Consider the following 24,233-nt stretch of genomic DNA (forward strand, 5'->3'; position numbering starts at 1 on the left):
TGCCGGAAGGCCTGTCGGTGCCGCAACCAGAATAGCTGAGGTCTTAACTGGAAGGGCGGTTCGGCCTGCTTTGCGATCCGTCCTGCGCACCTGCCTGCGCATTGTGCGAAACCTCCTCCCCACCTTCGTAAAATGCGGCAAAATAAGTCGCTCCAATGGGTTGTTCCAAGGCCGCCCGCTGGCGTGACCCGTTTCGGGAGGTTGATTTCCTCATCGGAAGACGTAGGCTGCTGTTACGAAACAGGCCGACCGGGTATTTTTCCTGCCCCAAAGACAAGGCCGCTTCGTATGCGGGGTGTTGGTGTCTGATCGGCGCGTATCGTGCCCGCACTCCACGACAGGAACCATTGGCAGGCCGGCTCAGCAGTAACCGTCCATGCCCTTCCCGATGAACGCTGCTGATAAGACTGGGAGGTCTTAACTCCATGAAGAAGCTCCTCGCTTCCACTATCCTCGCCGCAGGTCTCTATGCTGCTGCCGGTTCTGCTCAGGCTGCAGATTGCGGCGAAGTCTCGATTGCGGAAATGAACTGGGCATCGGCGGGCGTTGCCGCCTATGTCGACAAGATCATCCTCGAAAGCGGCTATGGCTGCACGGTGACCATGGTCACCGGCGACACGATGCCGACCTTCGCTTCGATGAATGAAAAGGGCCAGCCGGACATGGCGCCCGAGTTCTGGGTCAATGCCGTGCGCACCGCGCTCGACCAGGCAATTGCAGAAGGCCGCCTGATCCAGGCTGCGCCACTTCTCTCGGATGGCGGCGTTGAAGGCTGGTGGATCCCCAAGTTCATCGCCGACGCCCATCCGGACATCAAGACGGTTCAGGACGCACTGGCGCATCCGGAACTGTTCCCGGCCCCTGAAGATCCGTCCAAGGGTGCCGTGACCAACTGCCCGTCTGGCTGGAACTGCCAGGTTTCGACCGCGAACCTCTACAAGGCACTCGGGGCGAAGGATAAGGGTTTTGAACTGATCGACACCGGCTCAGCTGCCGGCCTCGACGGCTCGATTGCCAACGCGTTTGAAAACAAGACTGGCTGGTTCGGCTACTATTGGGCGCCGACCGCCATCCTCGGCAAGTACGAGATGGTCAAGCTGTCCTTCGGCGTCGATCACGACAAGGCCAACTGGGATGCCTGCACCGCGGTTCCCGATTGCCCGGATCCGAAGGTCAATGCCTATCCGGTCTCCGACGTCTATACCGTCGTGACCAAGGGCTTCTCCGAGAAGGCCGGCGTTGCCATGGACTATGTCAAGACCCGCAAATGGGACAACCAGACGGTCGGCAAGGTTCTGGCCTGGATGGGTGACAACCAGGGCACCAACGAGGACGGCGCCAAGCACTTCCTCGAAAACTACGCGGACATGTGGACCACATGGGTGGCCCCGGACGTGGCGGAAAAGATCAAGGCAAGCCTCTGATCGATCATTTGCGACGGGCCTTCGGGCCCGTCGTTCATTTCAGCCATGCGGCAAGCCGCAACCCGCCATCAGACGGTGCCAAACGTCGCAGATAGCATGAATTCCTCCGTGGAACTCGGTTAACTTGCCAGCGACCTTGACCGCAAAAGCGGCGCATAGCCACCATGGCCGGCTTTTGCTCGGCTCGGCATCGCCCGCAAGTGGGGGGACAGTAAGGGGAAAAAGATGGCTTCAGTCCTATGCAATTACGTGCCGGAATTGCTGTGCAAATTTCCGCAGATCGATCAGACCCTGATGCGCGAGGCGCGCAAACTGATCGATGATAACTTCAAGGCCTTCGTCCGTGCCTACGGCTATATTCTCGATGCTGCGGTGCAGCCGCTGCAATGGTTTCTGAACTGGCTGCAGGAACTGTTCGTCGCCACGCCCTGGTTCATCGTCATTCTCGTCATGACATTGATCGTCTATGTCGCCAGCCGCAATGGCAAGATTGCCGTCGGCACCGCTGTGTCGATGCTGGCGATCGGCTTTGTCGGCCTGTGGGAAGACACGATGGTCACGCTGGCCATGGTCACGGTCTGTACGTTGATTTCGATCGTCGTCGGCATTCCGATCGGCATCCTGATGGCCCGCTCGGAACGTGTTCAGTCGATCATCAATCCGATCCTCGACGTCATGCAGACCATGCCGAGCTTCGTCTACCTGATCCCGGTCGTGATGATCTTCGGCATCGGCAAGGTGCCTGGCCTGATCGCCGTCGTCATGTATGCGGTTCCGCCGATGATCCGCCTCACCAATCTCGGCATTCGCCTCGTCGACCGCGAAGTCCTGGAGGCGGCCGATGCCTTCGGCTCATCGCCCAGCCAGAAGCTGTTCAACGTGCAGATCCCGCTTGCCTTGCCAACGGTCATGGCCGGCATCAACCAGACCATCATGATGTCGCTCGCCATGGTCGTCGTCGCCTCGATGATCGGTGTCGGTGGTCTCGGCAAGAACGTGCTGCAGGCGATTTCCAACCAGTTCCTCACGATCGGCTTCCTCAACGGATTTGCGCTGGTCGTCATCGCCATCATTTTCGACCGCACCAGCCAGGCCTATGGCAAGCGACTGCAGCGTCATACGGAGGTTGTCCATGGCTAGTCACGGCATTGAAATTCGCGGTCTTTACAAGATCTTCGGACCGCGCGGCGAAGACTATATCGAGGCAGCCAAGGCTGGCATCTCGAAGTCGGAACTCAACGAGAAACACGGCCATGTGCTCGGTCTCAAGGACATCAACATTTCCATGCCGGCCGGTGGCATCACCGTTGTCATGGGCCTGTCGGGTTCCGGAAAGTCGACACTCATTCGCCACATCAACCGGCTGATCGAGCCGACCGCCGGCGAAGTGCTCTATGACAATGTCGATGTCTGCCGCATGACGCAGCTTGAGCTGCGCGATTTCCGGCGTCAGAAAACGGCAATGGTCTTCCAGAAGTTCGCCCTTCTGCCGCATCGTACCGTGCTGGAAAACACCGTTTACGGCCTTGACATCCAGGGCATGGATCGCTCGAAGAGCGAGGCCATCGGTCGCCGCTGGATCGAGCGCGTCGGGCTGACCGGTTTCGAAAAACACTATCCCAACCAGCTGTCTGGCGGCATGCAGCAGCGTGTCGGCCTTGCCCGTGCGCTGTCCAACGACGCAGACATCCTGCTGATGGACGAGGCCTATTCGGCCCTCGATCCGTTGATCCGCGTCGACATGCAGACCGTGTTGCTCGACCTGCAGCAGGAACTGAAGAAGACGGTTGTCTTCATCACCCACGATCTCGACGAGGCGCTGCGCCTCGGCGACAAGATCGCCATCCTGCGCGATGGCGAGGTGATTCAGCAGGGCTCGGGCCAGGAAATCGTCTTGAAGCCCGCCGACGACTACATCAGTTCCTTCGTCAAGGAGGTCAATCGCGGCCGCGTCATTCGCGTCGATACCATCATGTCGCCCTTTGTCGGGGCAGCCGAGGGCATCGCCATCCCGCGCAGCACGGTTCTTGAATCCGCAGCCAAGCTGATGATCGAGGTCAACCAGACCAGCGCCAAGGTCGTCGATGATCGTGGCGCACCGATCGGCATGATCGATCTTCAGCAGATCATCTCGTCCATGGTCACCCCGGTGAACCATGAGGAAAAGCCGCTCGCAGCCGCCTGACGTAAGCCTGGCCTTCGGCTGACCTGTCGCAATCGGCCCCGTTGGCTTGCCGCCATCGGGGCCGATTTTCTTTTAATCGTTGAAGTCACATAAAGACTTCTTTATATGATGGATCAAACACCATCAAAGGACCGATCATGGCACCCCTTTCCAATCCGCTTTCCGATCTGCTGGCCGAAAAAGGCGTACTTCTCGCTGATGGCGCCACAGGAACCAATCTTTTCGCCCAGGGTCTGGAAGCCGGAGAGGCGCCGGAACTGTGGAATGAGGCGCAGCCGGAAAAGATCGTCAAGCTGCATCAGGACTTCGTCGATGCCGGCGCCGATATCATCCTGACCAACTCCTTCGGCGGCACCCGCCATCGCCTGAAGCTGCACCATGCCCAGGACCGTGTCCATGAGCTGAACAGGAAGGCCGCCGAGATCGCCCGTTCCGTGGCCGACAAGGCGCCGCGCAAGGTGATCGTTGCCGGCTCCGTCGGTCCGACCGGCGAACTCCTGATCCCCCTCGGCGCCATGACCTATGATGACGCGGTTGCAGCCTTTGTCGAGCAGATGGAAGGCCTGAAAGCCGGTGGCGTCGATGTTGCCTGGATCGAGACCATGTCGTCGCCCGACGAAATCCGCGCCGCCGCCGAAGCTGCCGTGAAAGTCGGCCTGCCCTACACGTTCACCGGCTCGTTCGACACCGCCGGCAAGACGATGATGGGCCTCGATCCCAAGGACATCCATGGCGTTGCGACCGACATTGGCGCAGGTCCTCTCGCAGTCGGCGCCAATTGCGGCGTCGGCGCCTCGGACATTCTCGCCAGCCTGCTCGACATGACGGCCGCCAATCCTGATGCGACCGTCATCGTCAAGGGCAATTGCGGCATCCCGGAGTTTCGCGGCACCGAGATCTTCTATTCCGGCACGCCGCCGCTGATGGCCGACTATGCCCGCCTCGCCCGTGACTCAGGCGCGAAGATCATTGGTGGCTGCTGCGGCACCTCCTGTGGGCATCTGGCCGCCATGCGTGCCGCCATTGACGACTATACGCCAGGCCCTCGCCCGACCATCGAAACCATCGTCGAGCGCATCGGCCCGCTGCGCAACAAGACGGCGACCGAATCGAGCAGCCAGGATAGCGGCCGCCGCAATCGCCGCCGCGGCTAGCCGACCGCCAGCTTTCGCTACGCACAAGAGACGGCGACCTTCTGGTCGCCGTTTTCGTCTCGCGCAGCGATCGGTTGACCCGGCGGTCTTTTCAAAGCCCGCGCCCGGACAAGCCTCGGGCAATATTGGTGTGGTTTAGCTTACCCTCATGAATGCGGCTGCATGTGGCTGCAAACCTGTTTTGTGCCTTGTAAGGGAGTATCCGCCATGTCCGCCTTCCCGGATCGCCAGACCGTTGCCGATAAGTTTTCAACCCTGCAGGACCAGGATCAGTCTTTCCTGTGTCTGCTGTTTGAAAATGCGGCCCAGGACGATGCCCTGTTCGATGGTCTGCATCTCTATCTCGACCGTGCCTCCGAGGCGAAGTTCCTCAATTCCCTGAAGCTCGAACGTTGTGGCGAGTGGGTCGGCAACAATGCCCCCGCCCGCCTGCAGATCCGCCTGATGGAGGCCTCCAAGTCGAGCCAGCATCCGGCTTTTGCTGCCTTCCGCAAGGGCCTGCAGGCGTCGGGCGGCCTCGAACGGGCTTATCCCAAGGCTGCCGTCTGACAGGACCTCAGTTCGGTAAGGGCATGCTGACAGATATGATCGGTCCGACCGGAAACAGCCGGTCGCGCCGATTGCTGTCCGCAATGAATGCGCTTGAGATGGTCCCGTCGAGATAGAGCGCATTGCCGCAGCCGAGCCGGTCACGAAACAGCCTGGCGAAGTCGTAGAAGCGCACCGGTCCCTTCGAAATCACCATATGCACCTGCCCCTCGGCATCGACACCAATGCCGTTGCGCACCTTCAGGCTGTCGCTATCCGGCAGGAAGCGCGGATGCACCGCGCCATCGATCACCAGCATCGGCCCTGACTGCGTGGCGAATTCCGCCTTGATGCCCTGCGCAACGTAAGTCCTGGTTTCCATCACCATCGGCTTACCTTTCACAAGCGCAAAAATGCCGTTCGGCAGCAGGTGAAAATTGCCCCATCCGCCGCCGGTCACGGCGGAATGGCGTCTATTGCCGTATTCGACGAACAGGCCGACCGGTGAACGATCGTCGTGATACATGCCGCCGTTCATTGCAAACAGCAGTACCCGGCGCTCGGCCCAGAGCTGTCGCCTGAGGGAATCGAATCCGCCGTAGATCCGCCCGTCGGGGTCGGCCAGGTGAGTCCGGATCGAAACCTCATCCGGATCGAAGCGGCAGGCGGTGTATCGGCTGCCGTTTTCGTCGATCTCCCCACAATTGGCCAGCACTGTGCCGGATGTCACAACAAGCGCCAGATATGCCATAAAAATCAATCGCGCCAATTGCCTCATGAACCGCCTTCACCGCCCGCAAAGCCCTGTAGGGCAAGCCTTTTTTACGGTCGTTAACAAATCCTGCCTGGCATTTACCATTGGTTAACCATGCGTGCCAATGATCCTCGCTGCACAGCATGACTATGGCTGTACCATCAGAGCGATGACTTGGCTCGGACCCTTATTTTAAAAGGAAAAGATTATGCCAGTTGTAACATTTGCCAATACCAAGGGCGGCGCCGGCAAGACCACGGCAGCCCTCATGCTCGCATGCGAACTCGTTTCCCGCGGCAATCGCGTCACCATTCTCGATGCCGATCCGCGCGGCTGGATGAGCCGCTGGCACGCCAAGGGCGGAACCGGCGCGCTGCTCTCCGTCGTGTCTGTCAACGATGAGACGATCGAGGCCGCGACGTTGAAGGCAAAGAAGCGCGGTGGCTATATCCTCATTGACCTGCCCTCGTCCCATGATGCTCTGCTTGCCCGCGCTGTCGGCCTGGCGGACCATGTGATGATCCCTGTGCAGGGCTGCGCCATGGACGCGCAGGGCGGTGCCGAAGTCCTCGATCTGCTGGCCGAACTCGACAGCCAGTGCGACGTCAAGATCCCCCATTCCGTCGTCCTGACCCGCGTCAATGCCGCCGTGACCACGCGCGCGCTGCAGGCCGCCAAGGACTTTCTCGCTGAAAGAGGCATCGGCACGCTGACGACCGCCATTGCCGAACGCGCCGCCTACCGTGATATTTTCGATCGGGGTGGCCTGCTGCACAATCTCGACGCGCTGGACGTCTCCAATCTGCCCCGGGCACTCGAAAATGCCGCCCGTCTTGCCGATGAAGTCATTTCGCTTTTGCCACAGCGCCCTGCCCGTCCTGCCATGCGCAAGGCCGCCGCGCCAAAGGCTGTTGCCAAGGCTCCGCTCAAGAAGGCGGCCTGATACGGTCTATTCCGGGGCTTGCTCTAGCCCTTGCCCGAGTGCTTGCCCGAGTGCTTGCATGTGAAAGCGCAGCTGCGGCCCCGGATACCGATAGGCCTGCCCCACCGGGCAGGCATTGCGCGCCAGGCACCCCTGCTGCATGCATCCCGCCTGACCGCCTTCGGTGGCAAGATGGGCGCGGCATGCCGACACGTTGAAGTTCTCGACACGGACGGCCTCAGCCGGACAGTGGCTGAGGCATGGTTTATCCAGGCAGTGATCGCAGGGATGGGCTGGCGCAACCGGCTTGGCCGGCACGTCCAGTGCTCGTGAGAATCCGAGCGCCCCACGATAGCTGTGCCAGAGGCCGAATTGCGGATGCATCAGGATCCCGAGCGGCGAAGCTTTCATCCCCTCTGCCTCAATCGCCCATGCCTGAAACGGCTGATAGGGCGGATCCGACGGAAAATATGCGGTGGCGCCAAATGTCCGCGCGGTCGCGGTCAGGACTACCTTTGACCAGGCATCAAGCGGATGCGCACCGCCGTTGTCGGTTTGCGTCGTTCGCCACTGGCTGAAGGCCGGCCACAGCGAGCCGCCGATGGGACCGACAAGCACGATGGTGCGTGCGGCGGAACCATCGGCCAGTGCCGGCGCTGGTGCCGTCACCGGACCTGTTGCGTCAAGATGCACGACACCACGCGTAAACAATCCATGCCCTGCCAGATGCTCCGACAGGCGTGCCAGAATGCCCGAAGGGCCGCTCATCGCGGCCCCTCGAATTTGTAGTGCGGGCGCCAGACTTCTTCCTGGATCATGTCCGCCACCCTGTCCGCTCCGCCTTGCTCCCTGGCTGCGGGAGCCTTTCAGGTAAAGGCGTCGGGCATCGAATCCTTGCGCCCCTTGATGAAGGCCAGCAGCGCCTCGTCCAGCGCCGGATCAAGCGCCGGTGCCTCGTAGCTGTCGAGCCACGAGCGGCAGAGCGCATTGGCGCGCTGCTCGATGCGCTTTTCGCCTTCGATTTCCCATTGTTCGAACGAGTTGTTGTCCATCAGCGCCGAGCGGTAGAAGGCCGTCTGGAAATTCGCCTGCGTATGGGCGCAGCCGAGATAGTGGCTACCGGGACCGACTTCGCGGATGGCGTCCATCGCCTGGCCGCTTTCCGACGTGTCGACGCCCTGTGCCATCTTCTGCATCATGCCGAGCTGGTCCTGGTCGATCATGAACTTCTCGTAGGACGACACCAGGCCGCCTTCGAGCCAGCCTGCGGCATGCAGCACGAAATTGGTGCCGGCCAGCAGCGTCGTGTTCAGCGTATTGGCCGATTCGTGCGCTGCCTGCGCATCGGGAACCTTCGATCCGCAGAGCGAACCGCCCGTACGGAACGGCAGGCCGAGACGGCGGGCCAGCTGGGCTGCACCGTAAGAGACCAGCGACGGCTCCGGCGTGCCGAAGGTCGGCGCACCCGACTGCATCGAGATCGAGGCGGCAAACGTGCCGAACAGAACCGGCGCGCCCTTGCGGATCAGCTGGGTGAATGCGGCGCCCGCCAGCACTTCGGCCAGGATCTGCGTTAGTGTGCCGACGACGGTAACCGGGCTCATCGCGCCCGACAGGATGAACGGCGATACGACACAGGCCTGGTTGTGACGCGCATAGACCTTCAGCGCTCCCACCATGGTCTCGTCGAAGACCATCGGCGAATTGGCATTGATCAGGTTGAGCGTGACGCAATTGTTCTCGACGAAATCGTCACCGAACACCAGCTTCGCCATGGCGATCGTGTCTTCGGCCCGTTCCGGCGCGGTCACCGAGCCCATGAATGGCTTGTCGGAATATTTGATGTGACTGTAGACCATGTCGAGATGGCGCTTGTTGACCGGCACGTCGACCGGTTCACACACGGTGCCGCCCGAGGAATGGATCGACGGGGCCATATAGGCAAGCTTCACGAAATTGCGGAAATCCTCGATCGTCGCGTATCGGCGCACGCCGTCCAGGTCGCGCACGAAGGGAGGACCATAAACCGGGGCAAAGACGGTTGCATTGCCGCCGATGCGCACATTGCGTTCAGGATTGCGGGCATGCCAGGTGAATTCCGATGGCGCCGTCTTCAGGATTTCGCGGCACAGGCCCTTGGGAAAATGCACCCGCTCGCCGCGCACATCGGCACCGGCTGCCGTCCACAACGCCAGAGCTTCCGGGTCGTCACGGAATTCGATGCCGATTTCTTCCAGCACGATGTCGGCATTGCGTTCGATCAGCAGCAGCGCCTCTTCGTTGAGCACTTCGTAAACCGGGATCTGGCGTTCGATATACGAAAGCGACGCGCCCGGTCCTCCACCCGACCGCGAGGCGCGCCTGGCGGCTGCGCCCCGGCCTTCTCCCCGCACGCGCCGACCGGCGCCCGATTCTGCTGTGCTATCGTCCATCTGTGTTTCCTCGTCCTTCGCGCGTTCCGCGCTGCTTCCTCACCTTTATGCTATTCGCATTTCCATGGGAAACATTCCTTATTGCGCCAACCACTGGCACGTTGCGGACATGCCTTGTCCATTCCCGTCGCTTTTCACCGAAGCCGCGTCGCTTTCGAAAAGAGTTTTTCACGAACTTGAGGTTTAACTCTAACTCAGGCAGTCTCGATTTGAACTGTCATAGACAGCGCCAAAAAACAGCGAGCGGGAAACATCCAATGTCAGACGACGAAATCATTCTCGAAGACCTGTCCGACGAAGAGCTTGTGCAGCAGATGCACGACGATCTTTATGACGGCTTGAAGGAAGAAATCGAGGAAGCGACGAACATCCTGCTCGCGCGCGGCTGGGTGCCTTACGACGTACTGACCCAGGCGCTGGTCGAAGGCATGCGAATCGTCGGCATCGATTTCCGCGATGGCATCCTTTTCGTGCCGGAAGTGCTGCTCTCGGCCAATGCGATGAAAGCCGGCATGACCATCCTTCGTCCGCTCCTGGCCGCCACCGGCGCGCCGAAGCAGGGCAAGATGGTCATCGGCACAGTCAAGGGCGACATCCACGACATCGGCAAGAATCTGGTCGGCATGATGATGGAAGGCGCCGGTTTCGACGTCATCGATCTCGGCATCAACAACCCGGTCGAAAATTATCTCGAGGCGCTTGAGCGCGAACAGCCCGACATTCTCGGCATGTCGGCGCTTCTGACCACCACCATGCCTTACATGAAGGTCGTCATCGACACGATGAAGGAAAAGGGCATTCGCGACGACTATGTCGTTCTGGTCGGTGGCGCGCCGCTGAATGAGGAATTCGGCAAGGCTGTCGGCGCCGATGCCTATTGTCGCGATGCGGCCGTGGCCGTTGAAACGGCAAAGGAATTTGTCGCTCGTAAGCACAACAGCCTGGGCGCCCGCGCCTGAGCCGAACCTTTACGACAAGGCGATGCCGGCATTAACGGCCGGCATCCGTCAACAGCGACATCTGGACGACGTGGCCCGCTGCCGTCGGACTGGACATCGAATTCATCGCCACATGTCCGGTGGAATACAGGACCGCGACCAGCATGTAGATGGCGCTTGCTTTTGCAACCGTTGTCAGTGTCATTGCCCCTCTCCTTCTTGGCAAAGTCTAGCCGGCGCAGGCGACACCTGTATGTCGCCTGCGCCGCGAAAATCAGTTGGCGGCGTTCTCGACGCTCTGGCCGGCAGCCTGCGTTGCATTGACCGTATTGGCTGCATCCTTTCCGACGCCGCGGATCGTGTTGCCGCAGGCGCTGAGCGCGAATACGGTGAGGATGAGAGCAGCACCAGCTGTGAGTTTCTTGGCCGTCATGAGTGTGTAACCCTTCTGTAGGTTTCGACGAGGATCGATTTGCGATGGAACAACGCGGCAGAAGCGAAAAAGTTCACGTGATTGCGTGCGGCGCGATCGCCCGCGAAATTTTGGCCATCAAGGACGCCAATCACCTGGATTATCTGAGCCTTGAATGTCTGCCGGCGATCTGGCACGTCTATCCCGGCAAGATAGCGCCGGCGCTTCGGCAGAAGATCGCCGAAGCCCGTTCGAACGGTCATGACAAGATCTTCATCGGCTATGCCGAATGCGGCACCCAGGGCGAAATCGACAAGATCTGCGCCGAAGAGGGCATCGAGCGCATTTCCGGCCCGCACTGTTATGCCTTTTTCTCCGGCACGGAAAAATTCCTCGCCGAATGCGACACCGAGTTCACCGCCTTCTACCTGACAGACCTGATTACCCGCCAGTTCGAGGCATTCGTCATCGAGCCGCTGAAGCTCGACCGCCACCCGGAACTGCGCGACATGGTGTTCGGCAACTACACCAAGATCGTCTATCTCGCCCAGACCGAGGACAAGGCCCTGCAGGACAAGGCAAAATGGGCGGCCGACTACCTGAAGCTCGATTACGAATACCGCTTCACAGGCTACGGCGACCTCGATCGCGAACTCACGCTCGCGGCAAGGCCGGCGGTTTCCGCAGAGCCGCCGGCCGCCGCTCCGGGGCCCTGATCGGAAATTCTCAGTTCACCGAATTCGCCACGCTGCGCCCGGCATCCTGGGTCGCATCGACGACATTGCCCATGTCGCGGCCGACGCCGCGGATCGTATTGCCGCAGGACGACAGCGCGATCAGCGCCAGTCCAAAAACCGTCAGTCGCATCAAGCCTTTGGCAGTCAAAGCCGACATTTTCATCTCTCCGATGGAACAAAACAACCATTCATTTGGTGGCAAAGCTCTGGGGAAAAATCAAGGCTGACGCCGGCACGGCTGCAAATGTAACGCTGCCTTTACCATCCACCCAAAATTGCACGCTCTCCGTGCTGCGGCCTCGTCACGCCTTAATTGTCCTGCAAGCAATCGCTGTCAGCCTGTCTCCCAGGTCAACAAAACAAAATGAAGCGAGATCATGACCGACAGGGTGGACACGCATAGAACCGGCTTTGCCGGCACGACGGCTGCGGTTGCAACGCATCCCGAAAACCTCTCCGACCTTCTGGCGCGGCTGGCCCGCTCCCGCGATGGCAAGGTAACGATCCGCGACATCGCCATTGCCCTTCAGGATCGCTCATTCGGTGCTTTCCTTCTGGTTTTTGCCCTACCCAATCTCGTGCCGCTGCCGCCCGGCGCCACCTTCGTCCTCGGACTTCCCCTGGTCTTTATCGCCTGGCAGATGTTTGCCTCCGCCCAGGGCCGCGTCTATTTCCCCCGCCGCATCGGCGACTATGGCGTCGAGGCAGGCACCTTCCAGCTGGTCGTCGACCGGCTCGTGCCCTGGCTGCGCAAGGCGGAAAAGCTTGTCGTGCCGCGCTTCTGGTTTCTCGAAAGCCGGATTGCAGAACGCGTCATCGGCTTTCTCGCGCTGGTTCTGGCGGTGGTGATTTTCCTGCCCATCCCGCTCGGCAACTGGCCGCCGGCCGTGGCGCTCGCCATCATCGGCTTCACCCATTCCCAGCGCGATGGCGTCGGCGTCACGCTCGGCTGCCTGCTTGGTGTCGTCTCCCTGCTGGTCGCCGGCTTCGTCGTCTACACGGCCTGCGCCGTGCTGATGCTCGTCGTCTGAATCGGGTAAGCCCGCGGTGACCGAGATATCGACGCCTCACGTCCAGAGCCCGCTGACCGGACCGGTTGCCGGACCAGTCTCCGGACAACTCTCCGATCCCGCCGCCGGCATGCCCGTCATCGTCATGACCGCCGGCGGCCTCAATCCGACGCTGGTGATCCAGGCGCTTGCCGCCCGCAATGCCGATATCCGCGTCATCCTCGAGCAGCCGGAAACCAAGATCGGCATCACACGCCGCCGGGCCCGCCGTCTTGGCTGGGTCCCGGCCATCGGCCAGCTCGGCACGATGATCGCCGCGCGTATCTTGAGGAATTTCGCTAATAAGCGAATTGCACAAATTCTTGGCGCAAACGATCTCACCGACGCCATGCCCGCCAATGTCCGCGTGCATCAGGTTGGCTCGATCAATGATGAGGGCACCCTTGCCCTGGTCGAGCAGATCCGCCCCGCCGCCATCCTGCTGGTGTCGACCCGCCTGCTGTCCGCACGCCAGCTCGCCGCCATGCCCTGCCCGGTCCTCAATCTGCATGCCGGAATCAACCCGGCCTACCGCGGCCAGATGGGCGGCTACTGGTCACTACGCGAAGGTGATGCTGGCAATTTCGGCGCAACCGTGCATCTCGTCGATGCCGGCACAGACACCGGCGGCACGCTCTACGAAGTCCGCGCCGCCCCCGCCCACGGCGATTTCATCTCCACCTATCCCCTGGTCTTGACCGTCGCGGCCCTCGACATCACCTGCCGCGCCGTCGAAGATGCGCTCAGCCGAAACCTCAGGCCCTATGCCCCGCAAGGCCCTTCGGCATTGCGCTTTCCGCCGACGCTCTGGTCGTGGATATTCCACGGCATCACCCGGCGAATCTGGTAAATCCGGTTTGCGTCGTTTTTTGCTGTCTGCGACGTCGTGAAAAGCGCAGTCTGGCACCCTGACGCCGTGCATTCTGCTAGGATAAAGGGGAGTGAGTGGCATGGCAGACAAGATCATCGTGTTTTGGCGCGATATCCCGGCCCAGGTGATCATCAAGCAGGGGCGCAAGGCCGCCAAACGCGAGCTTTCGCTGCGCTTTACCGAGGCGATTGACATGTGCGCGATGCGCACCGGCGCGGCCGAGACCGAGGACTATCTCGCCGAATGGCGCAAGGCAGATCCGATCCCCGTAGGCGACGATCTCGAAGCCGAGGCGGACAAGGCTGCAGCCGAGATCGAGGCGGCTTACGACAAGCCCCGCCTCGTTGCCCTGGTCCATGCCGGAGGCCGCGACAATGGCTGAATCCAGTCCCGATCCGGCAAGGCCCGCCCCGTCTCCCGCCGCACCTGTATTGAAGGGCAATGCCGCTCCGGCGAAGAAGGCGGCCACTGGCGCCTATACGCCGGCCGGCGTCTCGCCCAACCGCCGCGCCCGTCGCTCCTATACGATCCGTCTCTGGGCCGTGCGAAACTCGCGCTTCCTCGAATGGTTCTACAACCGTTTTGCCGATACGTTCCTGCTGCTGCACCCGCTGTGGAAAGCCATCGGCTACAGCCGCGTCGAACGGCCGATCACCTTCGTCGAGCGCAACGTCAAGGGCCTGCTCTTCGACTGTCGCATGTGCGGCCAGTGCGCTCTGTCATCGACCGGCATGTCCTGTCCGATGAACTGTCCCAAGCAGTTGCGCAACGGTCCCTGCGGCGGCGTGCGTGCCAATGGCAATTGCGAGGTCGAACCCGACATGCCCTGCGTCTGGGTTCAGGCCTGGAACGGGTCACGCAACATGGCCAAGGGCGACGCCATCCTGAATGTGCAGAAACCGGTGAACCAGTCGTTGCGCGAAACCTCGTCCTGGTTGCGGGTGACGGCCGAAGCGGCAGCCCGGCGCGATGCAGCCGCAAACAAGGAAGCCTGAGCGATGGCGCATATCGATGAAAACCCGCTCGGCGTGCATCTGCCGCTTGATCCTCTGCCCGGCCACTCCTCGCTGGGACGTCTCGAGCGTGTCCTGCGGCGCGGCGAATTTGCCGTCACCGCAGAGTTGAACCCGCCCGACAGCGCCGATCCGCAGGACGTCTACGAACGCGCCAAGGTCTTCGACGGCTGGGTCGATGGCATCAACGCCGTCGATGCTTCCGGCGCCAATTGCCACATGTCCTCGGTCGGCATCTGCGCGCTTCTGACCCGCATGGGGTATGCGCCGATCATGCAGATCGCCTGCCGCGACAAGAACCGCATCGCCATCCAGGGCGACGTGCTGGGTGCGGCCGCCATGGGCGTCGCCAACATCATGTGCCTGACCGGCGACGGCGTGCAGGCCGGCGACCAGCCTGGCGCCAAGCCGGTCTTCGACCTCGACTGCATGTCGCTTCTGGAAACCGTGCGCACCATGCGCGACGAGGCTAAATTCCTCTCGGGCCGCAAGCTGACCACGCCGCCCAAGGTCTTCCTCGGCGCAGCCATCAATCCGTTTGCCCCGCCTTACGATTTTAGACCCTACAGGCTAGGCAAGAAGATCGAGGCCGGCGCCCAGTTCGTCCAGAGCCAGTATTGCTTCGACGTGCCGATGTTCCGCGAATACATGAAGAAGGTCCGCGATCTCGGGTTCGACGAAAAATGCTTCATCTTGGTCGGCGTCGGTCCGCTGGCCTCCGCCAAGACCGCCAAGTGGATCCGTTCCAATGTTCCGGGCATCCATATCCCGGACTCGGTCATAACCCGTCTCGAAGGCGCTGCCGACCAGAAGAAGGAAGGCAAGCAGCTCTGCATCGACATCATCAACGAGGTGAAGGAGATCGAGGGCGTCTCCGGCGTGCATGTCATGGCCTACCGCCAGGAAGAATATGTCGCCGAAATCGTTCATGAATCCGGCATCCTGAAGGGCCGTCGTCCGTGGAAGCGGGAAACCGGCCAGAGCGATGCCATGGTTGCCGAACGCCTCCACGAAATCGGCACCGAGCCCGTCCAGGATCAGCAGGCCCTGGTCGACAAGGCTGCCCACCTGCCGCACTGACAAGCAGATTTCGGGCGGAACTCATCCACCCGCATCAGACACCTTGCATCCATCGGCCGTCTGGCAAACATTGCCCAGAGGCCACACCGGAGATCAACATGACTCGTACCATCGTCGCGTCTGCCACCAGGGAAATCGTCATCGGCTTTGACCAGCCTTTCTGCGTCATCGGCGAGCGCATCAATCCGACCGGCCGCAAAAAGCTCGCCGCCGAGATGATCGAAGGGAATTTCGACACCGTCATCAAGGACGCGCTCGAACAGGTCGCCGCCGGCGCCACCATGCTCGACGTCAATGCCGGCGTCACCTCGGTCAATCCGAACGAGACCGAGCCTGGCCTCCTGGTCAAGACCATGGAAATCGTGCAAGGGCTCGTCGACGTGCCGCTGTCGATCGACAGCTCCGTCACCGCTGCCATCGAGGCCGCTCTCAAGGTCGCCAAGGGCCGCCCGCTGGTCAATTCGGTCACCGGCGAGGAAGAAAAGCTCGAGGCCATCCTGCCGCTTTGCGCCAAGTACAATGTCCCGGTCGTTGCCATCTCCAATGACGAGACCGGCATTTCCATGGATCCGGACGTGCGTTTCGCCGTTGCCAAGAAGATCGTCGAACGCGCCATGGACTACGGCATCAAGCCGCATGACATCGTCGTCGATCCCCTGGTCATGCCGATCGGCGCGCTCGGCGATGCCGGCCGCCAGGTGTTTCAGCTGCTCTACCGCCTGCGCAACGAGCTAAAGGTCAACACCACCTGCGGCCTGTCGAACATCTCCTTCGGCCTGCCGCACCGCCACGGCATCAATGCCGGCTTCATCCCGATGGTCATCGGCGCCGGCATGACATCGGCGATCATGAACCCCTGCCGCCCGCAGGAAATGGAAGCCGTGCGCGCCGCAAACGTCTTGAACGGCACCGACCCGAATTGCGGCAACTGGATCATGACCTACCGTGACCACAAGCCGGCGGAAGCCGGCGCCGCGCCCTCCACAACGCCTCCCGGCGCTTCATCCGGTCGTCGTGGTGGTCGCGCGGCACGGGCCGGTGCCGGTGCTGCTTCGGAGTAAGTATTGTAGCTCGCCCATCATCCGCCTGCAGGTACCTTCTCCCCGCAGGCGGGGAGAAGTCACAAGCGGCACCGCGGCCAGTCCCCTCGCCCCGTTTCCGGGGAGGGGGCTAGGGTGAGGGGCAAGGCGGTCCACTCGACAACGGCAAAAATACCGCTTAGTCACGCCCCCTGCTTCCAGGCCTCTCAGGAATTGCATTGCTCATGACCGAAATCGATCCCCTCGTCCTCTTCATGCCCTCCGGCAAGCGCGGCCGTTTTGCCGTCGGCACGCCGGTGCTGGATGCCGCGCGCCAGCTAGGCGTCTATGTCGAGAGCGTCTGCGGGGGGCGCGCCACGTGTGGGCGCTGCCAGATCGAAGTGCAGGAGGGCCATTTTGCCAAGCATGGCATCACGTCGTCCAACGACCATATCTCGCCTGTGGGTCCGAAGGAAAGGCGCTACAGCGAAGTGCGCACGCTGCCGGAGGGCCGCCGCCTCTCCTGTTCCGCCACTGTCCAGGGCGATCTCGTCGTCGACGTGCCGCAGGACGCGGTGGTCAATGCGCAGGTGGTGCGCAAGGCCGCCAGCGACCGCGTGATCGAGCGCAATCCGGCCGTGCATCTCTGCTATGTCGAGGTGGACGAGCCCGACATGCACAAGCCGCTCGGCGATCTCGACCGGATGAAGGTCATGCTGGAAAAGGACTGGGGCTACAGTGACCTGCAGGTCGAGCCCTATCTCTATCCGGAGATCCAGAAGATCCTGCGCAAGGGCAACTGGACGGTGACCGCCGCCATCCACCGCGACAGCCCGACCTCGCGCCCGACCATTGTCGCCCTCTGGCCCGGCCTGCACAACGAAGCCTATGGCATTGCCTGCGACATCGGCTCGACGACGATCGCCATGCATCTCGTCTCGCTGCTGTCCGGCCGCATTGTTGCCTCCTCCGGCGCCTCCAATCCGCAGATCCGCTTCGGTGAAGATCTGATGAGCCGCGTCTCCTATGTGATGATGAACCCGGACGGCCGTGAAGCGATGACCAAGGCCGTGCGACAGGCGGTCTCCGACCTCGTCGACCAGGTCTGCGAGCAAGGTGGCATCGCCCGCAGCGATATCCTCGATTCCGTCTTCGTCGCCAATCCGATCATGCATCACCTGTTTCTCGGCATCGATCCGACCGAGCTTGGCCAGGCGCCCTTTGCGCTCGCCGTTTCCGGTGCCGTCTCCTGCCCGGCCAAGGACATCGAACTCGGCCTCAATCCCGGCGCCCGCACCTATCTCCTGCCCTGCATCGCCGGCCATGTCGGTGCCGACGCTGCCGGCGCCACGCTGGCCGAAGGTCCGCATCGCCAGGACAAGATGATGCTGATGGTCGACGTCGGCACCAATGCCGAGATCGTGCTTGGTAACCGGGTGCGCACCGTTGCCGCGTCTTCCCCGACTGGCCCCGCCTTCGAGGGCGCTGAAATCTCCTGCGGCCAGCGCGCAGCCCCCGGTGCAATCGAGCGCGTGCGCATCGATGCGACGACGCTCGAGCCGCGTTTCAAGGTGATCGGCGTCGAGCAGTGGTCAGATGAAGAGGGCTTTGCCGAAGCTGCCGAAAAGACCGGAATTACCGGCATTTGTGGCTCGGCGATCATCGAGGTCGTCGCCGAAATGTACCTGTCTGGCGTCATTTCGGCCGACGGCGTGGTCGATGGTTCCATGGCGGCGAAAAGCCCGCGCATCCTGGAAAATGGTCGTACCTTCTCCTACCTCCTGCATGACGGCGCGCAGAAGATCACGGTGACGCAGAACGACGTACGCGCCATCCAGCTCGCCAAGGCGGCTCTCTATGCCGGCATCAAGCTGTTGATGGAAAAGCTGGAAATCCAGACCGTCGACACGATCCGCTTTGCCGGCGCCTTCGGCTCCTTCATCGATCCGAAATACGCCATGGTGCTCGGCCTCATCCCCGATTGCGATCTTGCCGAAGTCAAGGCCGTCGGCAATGCCGCTGGCACCGGCGCTCTGATGGCGCTCTTGAACCGAGGTCACCGCCGCGAGATCGAGGAGACGGTGCGTGTGATCGAGAAAATCGAGACAGCACTTGAGCCCAATTTCCAGCAGCTGTTCATCGATGCCATGGCCTTGCCCAACAAGGTCGATCCCTTCCCGAAACTCTCGGCAGTGGTCACGCTGCCGGAGCGCAAGGTCCTGTCGGAAGGCGATGGTGAAGCGGGTGGTCGCAGGCGTCGCAGAAGCCGCGAATAGGCCCGGCGCCCTCAGTCGAGAATCCGCACCGATTTTTCCACCATTGCACAGAGACTGTTCGCCGAGGCACCCCGAATGGGGCCGAAATACACCGTCTTCAGGTCACCATAGCCGACAAAGGCAAGGATCTGCCGTTTCAGCACCTTTACCCAGCCATTGCCGTAGAACCACCGGAGTACGAACAACGGCGTATCCGAGGTGATCACCACTCGCGCCTTCCGCCCCTTGAGCAAGGCTTTCGGCAGCGCCTTGCCGTCGATATAGGCAAATGCAAATCCCGGCATCAGCAGCCGGTCGAACAGGCCCTTCAGTTTTCCCGGCGCCGAGCCCCACCACAACGGCTGTACCAGCACCAGCCTGTCGCTCCACACCAGCGTCTCGGCGAGTGTCGTCAGATCGGGCTCCCAGTCCATCCGCTGGTGATAGCCCTCCGCCAGATTGGCGTCGAAGCTGAGATCGGAGAGATGCACCAGCCTCACCTCCGCGCCGCTCTGCCGTGCGGCATCGGCAATGCGCTCCGCCATCTGGCGGCACAGCGTCGCTCGTCCGGGATTGCCGTTGAGAACCAGCAAGCGTGCCGGCATATTCGATGCGGTTAGGAAGGACATGCGGATCCCCATCAGTTGGTGGTGCGAAAGGCAGCAGGCGCAATTATTATGACCACGGTCAAATTATACAAAGATAAATTGACCGTGGTCAACAACTAATGCAGACAGTGTATGGTCCGCTAACCGCGCACCGGACAGGCATCGGAGACCCACGCAATGAAACTCAGCCAGGAACGCAGCCGCCAGACCCGCGAACAGATCCTCGCTGCCGCACGCGCCCTGTTTGCCGTCCAGGGTTTCGAGCAGACCAGCATCGATCAGGTGGCCGCCGGGGCAAAGGTTGCCAAGGCCAGCGTCTTTGCCCATTTCGGCGACAAGACCAATCTGCTCGCCGCCCTCGGACTGGCCGAGATCGAGGCAATCTCCGCGCGTAGTCGAGGCCTGGCAGCGGCAGCAATCGCAGGGCCGCTCGGCCGAGAACAGATCGACCCAGAGCCGCTCGACCCAGAGCCGCTAGACAAGGTCATCCATCGACTGCTGTCGCCCTGGCTCGACTATTTTGGTGCCGATCCGGCCTTTGCCCGTCTTTATCTGTCCCAGTCTGGCCTCGGCGCCGGTCCCTTCACCGAGCGCTTCCTGTCCATCTGCCACGAGCTGGAAGGATTGGTTGCCACCCTCATCCGCACCACCCTGCCGGCCTGCGACGACGCCCGCGCCACCATGCTCAGCCGCGGCATCCAGGCGCTGCTGCACGAGGTCATGGTCTACCGCCTGTCCGGCTGGACGCCGGATGCTGCAGCCGCAAGGGCGATGCTCGGGGATTTTCTTACTGTCTGGATTGCCGGCGCCACCGCCAGCGTTGATGCCAGCGTTTCTGCCAGTGGTGGCACATCATCTGCCTGAAAGCGCAACGAAACGTGGATCGCGGATGAAACGCCGCGCCGCCTGCGCCAGCACCTCGGCCTCGAAGCCGGAAAAGCCGATCACCAGCCCGCGCTTGTTTGTGCTGTCCGCATAAAGCGGCGACAGCGCCCGCACCCCGAACCCGGCATCTGCGGCGATCTGCACCAGCGCGACATCGTTGCTACCGGCCGGCAGATGCGCGACCAGATGCAACCCCTGTTCAGGCGGCACGACATGAAGGCCGCCGTCCTCCACCCCCGCTTCTTCAAGGGCCGTCATCAACGCATCGCGCGCCGACCGCAACCGCCGTCTCGCCCGTTTGACATGGCCGGAAAAATGCCCGTCACGCAGGAATTCCGCGAGCGCATCCTCGGCCAGCGTCGAGGGAAAACGGTCGGTCAGCCGGCGCACGTCCAGCACGCGGTCACGCACCGCCCACGGCACCACGAGATAGCCGATGCGAAAGCCGGGCAGAAGCGTCTTGGAAAACGTGCCGACATAGATCACCCGCCCCTCGCCGTCGATACCCTGCAGCGCACTCAGCGGCGGCCCGGAAAAACGGAACTCGCTGTCGTAATCATCCTCGATGATATAGCCGCCGGCGCGCTGCGCCCAGTCGATCAGCTGCAGTCGGCGTGCCATCGATAGCGTCACGCCGAGCGGATACTGATGCGACGGCGTCACATAGACGGCCCGCGCCTGTGGCGCCAGCCGCGCCCCGGCCGCTACATCCAGCCCTTCGCCATCGACCGGAACCGGCACGATCTCCATGCCGTTCGCGGCAAACACCTTGCGGGCCATCACATAGCAGGGATCCTCGATCCAGACCCGATCGCCGGCCTTCAGCAGCGCGCGGATGGTAAGATCGAGCGCCTGCTGGGTGCCGGAGGTCATGATCACCTGCTGGGGATCGCAGTTCACGCCCCGGGCCGCCTTCAGATAGGCTGCGATCTCGACCCTGAGCGCATGGCTGCCGGCCGGATCGTTATAGTGGAAATGCCGTGGTGACGGGTTGGTCAGGTGCCGGTTCATCAGCATGCGGAAGATCCGCAGCGTCGTCGCGTCCGCGGTCGAGCAGCCGAGCGTGCCGGGAAGCGGCGCCACCGCATCCGGCGCGTTACGAAGCCGCGGGCTGGCCGCCCTCGGAAGGCTTGGCACCGCCGCCGCCACATAGGTGCCCGCGCCGACCCTTGCCTCGGCGAAGCCATCGGCCGCCAGCATTTCATAGGCCGCAACCGCAGCACCGCGCGCGATGCCGAACCGCGCGGCGATGTCGCGCGTCGTCGGCAGCTTGTCGCCGGGGCAGAGCCGGCCATCGACGATCTGGTCGCGCAGCTCGCGGTAAAGCGCCTGCCGTCGCGGCCCGGACGCAGGCAGCAAGGGTCTTGCGGCAGACCAGTCGGAATTGGTTCGATCTTTCTTGGTCATATTGGATCTTTATTGGACCAATCGGCAGATCTATCCCTGCACCAAGGCCCCAGCAATGACAAGCCCGGATAACAAGCCTGGACGACATGCGCGGCCGGAAACCTTCCCGATGGAGACACACATGGACAAGATGGCAGGACAGACGACATTCCCGGTCAGCCCGCGCAACCGCGCAAGGCGTATGCACGAACGCGCCGCCTATGATCAGGAAGCCGTCTACGCCATCCTCGACAGCAGCTTTCTCTGTCATGTCGCCTATGTCATCGACGGCCAGCCCTATTGCACGCCGACCATCCACTGGCGCGAGGGTGACTGGCTCTATTGGCACGGCTCGTCGGCCAGCCGCATGCTGAAGAGCCAGAGGGAGGGCGTGCGCGTCTGCCTGACCGTCTCCCACCTCGACGGTCTCGTGCTTGCCCGGTCCGGCTTCAACCACTCCGCCAACTACCGCTCGGCCATGTGCTTCGGCACGGCAGCCATCATCGACGACCCGCAGGAGAAAGCCCGCGCGCTGGCGGCTGTCGTCGACCGCTTCTATCCGGGCCGCAGTACGGAACTCCGCGAAAACCATGGCCAGGAGGTCAAGGCCAGCATGGTGATCGGCATGCGGATCGAGGAAGCGTCGGCGAAAAGCCGCGCCAAGGGCGTGGGTGACGACGAGGAAGACATGGCGACCCCTCTCTGGGCAGGCGTCATTCCGGTCAAGACCGTGATCGGCCCGGCAGAAATCAGCCCGCATGTGCCACCAGGCGTCAGTGCTCCGGATTACCTGAGGATCTACAGCGAGGGCCGGACGCTGGACGACGCCCTTCGCGACGCTCAGTTCGCCTACGAGGAAGCCCTATAGGGAGCCGGCTGCTGCGGCCGGTTCGCCCGAATCGGCCTTAAGCAGCCGCGCCCTCTGCGCGTCGGAAAACGCATGCGATTTCCGTGTTGCCTGGCAGAAATGCACAACGACCGTTTCGGCGGAAGCGCAGCACACCCCATTCTGGAACACCGCCTGCTGCATCGTCACCGACGAGCGACCGACCTTGATGATGCGTGTACCGATATCGACTGTGCCGGGCCATAGGATCTCGGCCAGATAGTTGAGCTCGAGCTTTGCCACGACGAAGGAAAAGCCGTCCTCCAGCAGCGGCTCGTCCGCCGCATAGATCATCTCGACGCGGCCGGTTTCCAGGAAAGTGGCAAACACCGCATTGTTGACATGCCCCTGGCGATCGGTGTCGCCATACCGCAGCTTGTCGTAGCTGCGGCACGGGAAATCTTCGAGGCGAGGCAGTTCGGTCATCGTGTCTCCGGTTGGCTGTGGAGGATCGCAGTTCAGGCCGCGATCCCGATCATCTCGGCAAATGCATAACGCACGCTGTCGGCCACCGCCCGGATCGTGTCGCTCGTCTCGTTGCCGGTCAGCAAGCGCACGTCGAAGGATCCGAGATCCGGCAATCCGTGCTTGGAGCCCAGCGCCGTCATGTCGGCGGTCAGATAGCTGCGCGGCAAGGGTGCAACCGCCAGATCGGCAATCACCGCCGCGCGCTGCGCCATCGTATGCGCAGACAGATAGGCAATGCGATACGGCCGCTTGTCCTTGTCGAGCCGCGCCAGCGCGTCGGCCCGCCAGCAGCAGCCGTCTTCCCAGATCGATACCGGCAACGGATCGCGCATATGCGCCGTGCCGCATTTCGCCCCGGCCCAGACCAGCTGCTCCTGATGGATGACCTCGCCCTCGTGCACAACGGCCCCCGGTGCGCAATTGATCAGCGTCAGGTCCAGCCGCTGTTCCTGCAGCCGCCGGCGCAGCGCCCCGGACGTATCGACGGTCAGATCGACCATGATAGCCGGGTAATGTTCGGCAAAGCGCCTGAGGATCGTCGGCATGAATCGTTCGCCGATATCGTCTGGCGCCCCGAGCCGGACCACGCCCTTCATCTCCGGCATGCGAAAGCGTCCGACCGCCTCGTTCGACAGCGCCAGGATGCGCCGCGCATAGGGAAGCAAGACCTCCCCTCCTTCTGTGAGTGCAACGGATCGTGCGTCGCGCAGGAACAGCGTCACGCTCAACTGCTCCTCCAGCTTCTTGATCTGCATCGACACGGCCGACGGCGTGCGAAACACGCGGTCGGCGGCCGTAGTGAAGCTCCCGGTTTCCGCAATCGCAACGAATGTCCGCAGCACATCGTTGTCGAGCAGCGGCAGGGGTTGGCGCAGCATGAGTGTCATGGCGATAGCCTTCAAGAAAATTGAACATGAGGACGATATCATTGCGTTTGATTGAATGTCAATCGAGGCGCATTTTCATCCCATGCACTGAACAAAGGAGGAAGACATGCTTCTCGGCGCTTTTCTGGCCTATTGCCACGACCGCTATCGTGATCGCCTTAACACTCGTCTCCGGGCAAGGACACAAGCCGCAGCACAGCGCGAGATCGCCCGCCTGCCGGACTATCTGCAACGTGACCTGGCTTTGGGTGGCGCCGATCAATCATCAGTAAATCGAATTGATGCCATAAGAAACATTCGTTTGATTGATGATTAACGAGAGCAGATAAACGAACTGCCA

Annotated in this window: 28 protein-coding genes; 18 read left to right on the forward strand and 10 right to left on the reverse strand. The window is 62.0% G+C overall.

From position 1 onward, the window contains the following. Positions 1-425 precede the first annotated feature (425 nt). The 5 genes from IM739_RS12715 to IM739_RS12735 all read left to right on the forward strand — a co-directional run bounded on the left by IM739_RS12715 (position 426) and on the right by IM739_RS12735 (position 5,312). Positions 426-1,424, forward strand: coding sequence for an ABC transporter substrate-binding protein (locus IM739_RS12715; RefSeq protein ID WP_237368094.1), 999 nt, complete (start codon positions 426-428; stop codon positions 1,422-1,424). Positions 1,425-1,649: 225 nt separating this feature from the next. Further along, on the forward strand, positions 1,650-2,564 hold the full coding sequence (locus tag IM739_RS12720; RefSeq protein ID WP_237368095.1) for an ABC transporter permease: 915 nt from the start codon (positions 1,650-1,652) through the stop codon (positions 2,562-2,564). Next, positions 2,557-3,609: a quaternary amine ABC transporter ATP-binding protein gene (locus tag IM739_RS12725; protein ID WP_237368096.1), complete on the forward strand. Its 1,053-nt coding sequence runs from the start codon at positions 2,557-2,559 to the stop codon at positions 3,607-3,609. The genes IM739_RS12720 and IM739_RS12725 overlap by 8 nt, the downstream gene beginning before the upstream one ends. 137 nt (positions 3,610-3,746) lie before the next feature. Next, positions 3,747-4,763, forward strand: coding sequence for a betaine--homocysteine S-methyltransferase (bmt, locus tag IM739_RS12730; RefSeq protein WP_237368097.1), 1,017 nt, complete (start codon positions 3,747-3,749; stop codon positions 4,761-4,763). 207 nt (positions 4,764-4,970) lie between these two features. Next, a complete protein-coding gene (locus IM739_RS12735) occupies positions 4,971-5,312 on the forward strand; it encodes a hypothetical protein (protein ID WP_237368098.1) in 342 nt (113 codons plus the stop codon). 7 nt (positions 5,313-5,319) lie between these two features. On the opposite strand, the gene IM739_RS12740 is transcribed toward IM739_RS12735, so the two are convergent. Beyond that, positions 5,320-6,042 carry a phosphodiester glycosidase family protein gene (locus IM739_RS12740; protein WP_237368099.1) on the reverse strand — a complete coding sequence of 241 codons (723 nt, stop codon included), beginning with the start codon at positions 6,040-6,042 and terminating at the stop codon, positions 5,320-5,322. A gap of 211 nt (positions 6,043-6,253) precedes the next feature. On the opposite strand from IM739_RS12740, the gene IM739_RS12745 reads away from it, so the two are divergent. Then, positions 6,254-6,988, forward strand: a complete 735-nt coding sequence (locus IM739_RS12745; protein WP_237368100.1) for a ParA family protein — start codon at positions 6,254-6,256, stop codon at positions 6,986-6,988. Positions 6,989-6,994: 6 nt separating this feature from the next. On the opposite strand, the gene IM739_RS12750 is transcribed toward IM739_RS12745, so the two are convergent. Both IM739_RS12750 and IM739_RS12755 read right to left on the reverse strand, forming a co-directional pair. Continuing rightward, the gene (locus IM739_RS12750) at positions 6,995-7,735 is read right to left on the reverse strand and encodes a ferredoxin (protein ID WP_237368101.1); all 741 of its coding nucleotides are present in this window, start codon (positions 7,733-7,735) and stop codon (positions 6,995-6,997) included. A gap of 98 nt (positions 7,736-7,833) precedes the next feature. After that, positions 7,834-9,399: a trimethylamine methyltransferase family protein gene (locus IM739_RS12755; protein ID WP_237368102.1), complete on the reverse strand. Its 1,566-nt coding sequence runs from the start codon at positions 9,397-9,399 to the stop codon at positions 7,834-7,836. Between the two features lie 257 nt (positions 9,400-9,656). Here IM739_RS12755 and IM739_RS12760 point away from each other — a divergent pair, with 257 nt between their 5' ends. Continuing rightward, complete coding sequence (locus tag IM739_RS12760; RefSeq protein ID WP_007597768.1) at positions 9,657-10,358, forward strand: corrinoid protein; 702 nt, start codon at positions 9,657-9,659, stop codon at positions 10,356-10,358. Positions 10,359-10,389: 31 nt separating this feature from the next. On the opposite strand, the gene IM739_RS12765 is transcribed toward IM739_RS12760, so the two are convergent. Both IM739_RS12765 and IM739_RS12770 read right to left on the reverse strand, forming a co-directional pair. Further along, positions 10,390-10,542 carry a hypothetical protein gene (locus IM739_RS12765; RefSeq protein WP_237368103.1) on the reverse strand — a complete coding sequence of 51 codons (153 nt, stop codon included), beginning with the start codon at positions 10,540-10,542 and terminating at the stop codon, positions 10,390-10,392. 69 nt (positions 10,543-10,611) lie between these two features. Next, on the reverse strand, positions 10,612-10,770 hold the full coding sequence (locus IM739_RS12770; RefSeq protein WP_237368104.1) for an entericidin: 159 nt from the start codon (positions 10,768-10,770) through the stop codon (positions 10,612-10,614). 44 nt (positions 10,771-10,814) lie between these two features. Between IM739_RS12770 and IM739_RS12775 the strand changes: the two genes are divergently transcribed. Further along, positions 10,815-11,465: a DUF1638 domain-containing protein gene (locus tag IM739_RS12775; protein ID WP_237368105.1), complete on the forward strand. Its 651-nt coding sequence runs from the start codon at positions 10,815-10,817 to the stop codon at positions 11,463-11,465. A 10-nt stretch (positions 11,466-11,475) separates the two neighbouring features. Here the strand turns inward: IM739_RS12775 and IM739_RS12780 are convergent, their stop codons facing one another. Next, complete coding sequence (locus IM739_RS12780; RefSeq protein WP_237371061.1) at positions 11,476-11,616, reverse strand: entericidin; 141 nt, start codon at positions 11,614-11,616, stop codon at positions 11,476-11,478. A gap of 247 nt (positions 11,617-11,863) precedes the next feature. Between IM739_RS12780 and IM739_RS12785 the strand changes: the two genes are divergently transcribed. The 7 genes from IM739_RS12785 to IM739_RS12815 all read left to right on the forward strand — a co-directional run bounded on the left by IM739_RS12785 (position 11,864) and on the right by IM739_RS12815 (position 18,794). Continuing rightward, a complete protein-coding gene (locus IM739_RS12785) occupies positions 11,864-12,517 on the forward strand; it encodes an exopolysaccharide biosynthesis protein (RefSeq protein WP_237368106.1) in 654 nt (217 codons plus the stop codon). Positions 12,518-12,626: 109 nt separating this feature from the next. Beyond that, on the forward strand, positions 12,627-13,385 hold the full coding sequence (locus IM739_RS12790; protein ID WP_237371062.1) for a formyl transferase: 759 nt from the start codon (positions 12,627-12,629) through the stop codon (positions 13,383-13,385). Between the two features lie 100 nt (positions 13,386-13,485). Further along, positions 13,486-13,788, forward strand: a complete 303-nt coding sequence (locus IM739_RS12795; RefSeq protein ID WP_237368107.1) for a virulence factor — start codon at positions 13,486-13,488, stop codon at positions 13,786-13,788. Beyond that, on the forward strand, positions 13,781-14,401 hold the full coding sequence (locus IM739_RS12800) for a methylenetetrahydrofolate reductase C-terminal domain-containing protein (protein WP_237368108.1): 621 nt from the start codon (positions 13,781-13,783) through the stop codon (positions 14,399-14,401). The genes IM739_RS12795 and IM739_RS12800 overlap by 8 nt, the downstream gene beginning before the upstream one ends. Positions 14,402-14,404: 3 nt before the next feature. Continuing rightward, positions 14,405-15,499, forward strand: coding sequence for a methylenetetrahydrofolate reductase (locus IM739_RS12805; protein WP_237368109.1), 1,095 nt, complete (start codon positions 14,405-14,407; stop codon positions 15,497-15,499). Between the two features lie 98 nt (positions 15,500-15,597). Continuing rightward, positions 15,598-16,560 carry a methyltetrahydrofolate cobalamin methyltransferase gene (locus tag IM739_RS12810; protein WP_237368110.1) on the forward strand — a complete coding sequence of 321 codons (963 nt, stop codon included), beginning with the start codon at positions 15,598-15,600 and terminating at the stop codon, positions 16,558-16,560. A gap of 203 nt (positions 16,561-16,763) precedes the next feature. Further along, entirely contained in the window at positions 16,764-18,794 is a 2,031-nt protein-coding gene (locus tag IM739_RS12815) for an ASKHA domain-containing protein (protein WP_237368111.1), read from the forward strand. An 11-nt stretch (positions 18,795-18,805) separates the two neighbouring features. Here the strand turns inward: IM739_RS12815 and IM739_RS12820 are convergent, their stop codons facing one another. Continuing rightward, positions 18,806-19,402, reverse strand: a complete 597-nt coding sequence (locus tag IM739_RS12820) for an NAD(P)H-dependent oxidoreductase (protein WP_237368112.1) — start codon at positions 19,400-19,402, stop codon at positions 18,806-18,808. Positions 19,403-19,558: 156 nt separating this feature from the next. Here IM739_RS12820 and IM739_RS12825 point away from each other — a divergent pair, with 156 nt between their 5' ends. Continuing rightward, complete coding sequence (locus IM739_RS12825) at positions 19,559-20,245, forward strand: TetR/AcrR family transcriptional regulator (RefSeq protein WP_237368113.1); 687 nt, start codon at positions 19,559-19,561, stop codon at positions 20,243-20,245. On the opposite strand, the gene pdxR is transcribed toward IM739_RS12825, so the two are convergent. Further along, positions 20,234-21,673, reverse strand: coding sequence for a MocR-like pyridoxine biosynthesis transcription factor PdxR (gene pdxR / locus IM739_RS12830; RefSeq protein ID WP_237368114.1), 1,440 nt, complete (start codon positions 21,671-21,673; stop codon positions 20,234-20,236). The two genes, IM739_RS12825 and pdxR, sit on opposite strands and share 12 nt — an antisense overlap. Before the next feature lie 121 nt (positions 21,674-21,794). Here pdxR and IM739_RS12835 point away from each other — a divergent pair, with 121 nt between their 5' ends. After that, entirely contained in the window at positions 21,795-22,520 is a 726-nt protein-coding gene (locus IM739_RS12835; protein WP_237368115.1) for a pyridoxamine 5'-phosphate oxidase family protein, read from the forward strand. On the opposite strand, the gene IM739_RS12840 is transcribed toward IM739_RS12835, so the two are convergent. Together IM739_RS12840 and IM739_RS12845 are read right to left on the reverse strand one after the other, a co-directional pair. Continuing rightward, entirely contained in the window at positions 22,515-22,964 is a 450-nt protein-coding gene (locus IM739_RS12840; RefSeq protein WP_237368116.1) for an acyl-CoA thioesterase, read from the reverse strand. The genes IM739_RS12835 and IM739_RS12840 overlap by 6 nt on opposite strands. 32 nt (positions 22,965-22,996) lie before the next feature. After that, positions 22,997-23,893 (reverse strand): LysR family transcriptional regulator, encoded by an 897-nt coding sequence (locus IM739_RS12845; protein WP_237368117.1) that lies wholly within the window; start codon positions 23,891-23,893, stop codon positions 22,997-22,999. Between the two features lie 106 nt (positions 23,894-23,999). Here IM739_RS12845 and IM739_RS12850 point away from each other — a divergent pair, with 106 nt between their 5' ends. After that, complete coding sequence (locus IM739_RS12850) at positions 24,000-24,209, forward strand: hypothetical protein (protein ID WP_237368118.1); 210 nt, start codon at positions 24,000-24,002, stop codon at positions 24,207-24,209. The last annotated feature ends 24 nt before the right edge of the window (positions 24,210-24,233 follow it).

The organism is Rhizobium sp. SL42, from assembly GCF_021729845.1.
In the GTDB taxonomy this organism is placed as follows: domain Bacteria; phylum Pseudomonadota; class Alphaproteobacteria; order Rhizobiales; family Rhizobiaceae; genus Allorhizobium.